Annotated in this window: 3 protein-coding genes; all 3 read right to left on the bottom strand. The window is 74.4% G+C overall.

Features of this window, described 5'->3' with window-relative positions; all coding sequences use genetic code 11:
* Positions 1-11 precede the first annotated feature (11 nt).
* Complete coding sequence (locus ESO86_RS19235) at positions 12-260, bottom strand: hypothetical protein (protein WP_165308038.1); 249 nt, start codon at positions 258-260, stop codon at positions 12-14.
* A 202-nt stretch (positions 261-462) separates the two neighbouring features.
* A complete protein-coding gene (locus ESO86_RS15900) occupies positions 463-1089 on the bottom strand; it encodes a hypothetical protein (protein WP_129235830.1) in 627 nt (208 codons plus the stop codon).
* On the bottom strand, positions 1086-2098 hold a 1013-nt coding region (locus ESO86_RS15905; protein WP_129235831.1), incomplete at its 5' end, for an FAD-binding oxidoreductase. The genes ESO86_RS15905 and ESO86_RS15900, both read right to left, overlap by 4 nt.

Genomic DNA, 2098 nt, shown 5'->3' on the forward strand with positions numbered 1-2098 from the left:
CGGCCGCCGGTTCAGGCTCGGCGCCGCGAGCGGCGCCCCGCCATGGCCGCGCAGAGCGCGCCGATCGCCAGGAACACGGTGCCGAGCAGCGCCCCGGTCACGCTCGGCCCGTCGTGGTCGATGAACATGAACGCGGGCTCGGCGGCGCCGGCCCCGCGCTGCACCCAGTAGCCGATCGACTGCACCCACGACAGGGTGCCGACCGCGAGAGCGGCGACCGCCCCGGCGATCCACCATGTGCGTCCGTTGCGTCCGTCCATCCCGACCACCTCCACTGCGGGCTGATGCCGCGTCTCGGGTCTGGTCGCAGTGTATGACGCCCAGCGTTATATCGCAATGCGATACATACCGAGGATCGTGCGCGGCGTGAGGGCGACGGCGCTCGCCGCGAGCCCGGCGTCGGACGACTGACGCCGGGCTCCGGCCGGGCCCCTCAGGACCCGACCGGCACGCGGCATCCGCTCAGCAGGAGAGCGACGGATTGAAGGGCGCGTGGAGACCCGCCGGGTTGTGCTTGCCCGTCCAGACGTGCAGGTCGTAGTGCACCGGCATCTCCGCGTCGTGGCCGGGCATCGGGCCGTCGAACGGGACGGTCCCGAACATCGGCGTGGGCTGCCCGACATCCGGCTCGAAGAACTCGGCGCCCCACAACTCGAGCTCGCCGGACGCCGACGGGCCGTACATGAGCACGGGCGGACGGGACGGGTCGACGGGTGCGCCGGGCGCGATGAGCGCCGGGTTGATGAAGTGGATGCCCATGGCGCCCGCCGGGCTCGCCGAGCACTCGTGGGTGTCGAGGTATCCCTCGGCGATGGCGACGTCGACGTCGTGGAAGCGCGCCGTGCCCGCGCGAACCTGGGCGACCAGCGCGGCCTGGCTCGCGTGGTCCGGCCGGCCGGGCTCGTCGGACGGTTGGGCCGCCTGGGCGGGAAGCGCAGGGGCGGCGGCGACGAGCGCGACGAGCGTGCTCGCCACCGTGATGCGGCGGATGGACATGTTGGTCTCCTTCGATGTGGTGGTGATGGTGCGAGTGATCGTGCGGGGCACGCGCGCGCCGTCGGCGCGCTGCGCGGCTCGGACGGCGGTCATCGGCGCTCGCCGATCGGGTGGGCCGCCGCGAACACGCCGTCCGGGTCGACGGCGCGCCGGACGGCGACGAGGCGTGCCCAGGCCGCCGCGTCGAACGCGGTCGAGACGTCGATCCCGCGCTCGGCGAAGTTCAGGAACGCGGTCCCGTTCGCCCACGGTGCGAGTGCCGCCACGACCTCGCTCGTGACCGTCGTGCCGATCGCGGCCATCTCGGGTGTCGGGGCGGGCGACAGTGCGAACAGCGCGTAGGCGCCGTCGAGGCGGGCGAGTGCGCCGTCGCCGGGACGCGCGAGCGCACCTCCCAGGTGGCGCAGTTCGGCGACCATGAGGGGGATCTCGACCCCCGGCCCGGCCGCCGCGAGGAGCGCATCGATCGCGGCATCCGGCAGCTCGCCGAGCATCGCGTGGTCGCTCACGCCCGGCACCGGGCCGGGCGGGTCCATGTGGACGTCGACGAGCCCGGCGGCCGGGATGCGGGCGAACGTGTCGATCTCGGGGTCGAGCGCCCGGAGCGGGGCCAGCAGCTCCGCCGCACGGCCGTCGTCCTCGAGGATGGCGCCGTCGATGACGACGAGGTTCCGACCGCTGAGGAAGGGCGGCAGCTCCGGGGCCGGCGGGAAGCGCATGAAGCGCAGCGAGGTCGTCGCCGATTCGGGAACGGCCGCGGTCCAGCGAGCCCAGGCGCGGGTCACGTCGCCGGCGCGCGCCAGGTCCCAGAGGAGCATTCCTGCGACGACGTCGCGCACCGGGATCAGGTCGATCTCGACGGCCACGACGACGCCGAAGTTGCCGCCGCCTCCGCCGCGAAGCGCCCAGAACAGGTCCGGGTGCTCGTCGTCGCTCGCGCGCACGATCGTGCCGTCGGCCGTCACGAGCTCGACGGCGCGCACGTGGGAGGACGCCGGGCCGTGCGCACGGCCGTAGAACGACAGGCCGCCGCCGAGCACGTACCCGGCCACGGCGACGTCGCCCGCACTGCCGTGCAGCGCGGCGAGCCCGTGGGCCGAGG

The sequence above is a fragment of the Agromyces binzhouensis genome (assembly GCF_004135055.1).
GTDB classification, from domain to species: Bacteria; Actinomycetota; Actinomycetes; order Actinomycetales; family Microbacteriaceae; genus Agromyces; species Agromyces binzhouensis.